Below are 1,599 nucleotides of genomic sequence, written 5' to 3' on the forward strand. Positions count from 1 at the left end.
ACAATATCTCGGTACGCGGCCGTCCACGACTGACGTATGGAGCGTGGGTGTGCGATCGTTGCGGTCGGTCGACCACGCGGACGCAGGCGCACTGGCCTGAAGGCAGGATCTGCTTCACCTGCTGGTTCGCCGCGATCCACACTCACGGGACGTGCCCAATGTGCGGCGTCGAACGGCTCCTCCCGGGCCCACCTCTCCCCGACGGCACCCCGGTGTGTGGACCGTGTGCGGGTATCGTCGACGACTTTCGGTGCAGCCGATGTGGCGAGGAGTCCGGCCACCACCGCGGGACGATCTGCGCTCGCTGCGCTGTGCGAGACGATCTGCACGAAATCATGGGCGGACCGCCTTCGGACCCGGTTCTCGTCGGCCTAGTCGACGCCCTCTGCGCGGCCAAGCGGCCCGAGTCGACGCTGATCTGGAAACGGTCGCCGAAAGTCCAGGAGCTGCTGCGCGGACTAGGTACCGGCACGGTCGCCGCCACGCACGAGGGCTTGGACACCAAACCCAGTCGAGCGGCTGAGCATCTGCGGAATGTCATGGAGCACCACGGCCTCCTACCACCTCGAGATCGGTGGCTGCCACGTTTCGAACAGTGGATCGACGACAAGCTCATCGATCTACCTGCCGAGGTCGCCAGGCCCGCTCGCCACTTCGCGACGTGGCACCATCTGCGACGGATTCGCGCGCTCGCCGACACCGGCGGCGATACCCAACCGTCCGTGCGATCGGCCAAACAAGAAATCACCGAAACCGTCAAGTTCCTGAGCTGGCTATGGTCCACCTACGGACGCACGATCGAGACCTGCACACAGCGCGACGTCGACCAGTGGATCGCAACAGGACCAACGACGCGATACACCCTCCGAACGTTCCTGGTCATCTGCAAACGAGACAGGCTCAACGCCACCGTTCAGCTCGGCCACCGGGCTCCGAAGACGTCGCCATCGCTGACCCAAGAGCAGCGGATCGCCTGGATCAGAGAACTACTCACCGGTGAGTGTGAAACGCTCCCTTACAGGGTCGCCGGCGTCCTCATTCTGCTCTACGCGCAGCCACTGAAGAGCATTGTCCGACTGCAGACATCATCGATCGTCGACGGCAATCCGATGGTAATCACGTTCGGCAAGCACCCCGTCGATGTGCCTGAACCGTTCGCTCAACTTGTCCGTGACCTGCTCTCCCATCGCACGAACCTACGCACCAGCGGACACGGCAACCCATGGCTGTTCCCCGGCACGCACGCCGGAGATCACCTTCATCCGGACACGATCATGCACCGCCTGCGCCTGATCGGCATGAGCAACCTCGGTGCCCGCAACAGCGCACTCGACGACCTTGTCCTCGAGTGTCCTCCCCCGATAGTCGCCGACGCTCTCGGCTATAGCCACCAGGTCGCGTTCCACCACGCTGAACGATCAGGCGAGACATGGGCACGCTACGCGGGTCGACGAATCCGCTGACCGGTCGAAGACCGCCCGCAGAAAGTTCGAAGCCGAGCGCGTCCTTGTTCGACGAGTCCACAAGCGGCACTCAAGTTGCGAGCAACACAAACTGCGACAGCACAAGTGCCCGCGGACTACGCGCAAAGTTAGCGAC

The 1,599-nt window shown here is 63.5% G+C and carries 1 protein-coding gene; it reads left to right on the forward strand.

All coding sequences use genetic code 11. The features are described 5' to 3' along the window. Positions 1-311 precede the first annotated feature (311 nt). The gene (locus GD1_RS23925) at positions 312-1,463 is read left to right on the forward strand and encodes a site-specific integrase (RefSeq protein WP_244883006.1); all 1,152 of its coding nucleotides are present in this window, start codon (positions 312-314) and stop codon (positions 1,461-1,463) included. The last annotated feature ends 136 nt before the right edge of the window (positions 1,464-1,599 follow it).

The sequence above is a fragment of the Gordonia desulfuricans NBRC 100010 genome (assembly GCF_001485495.1).
Classification (GTDB): Bacteria; Actinomycetota; Actinomycetes; order Mycobacteriales; family Mycobacteriaceae; genus Gordonia; species Gordonia desulfuricans.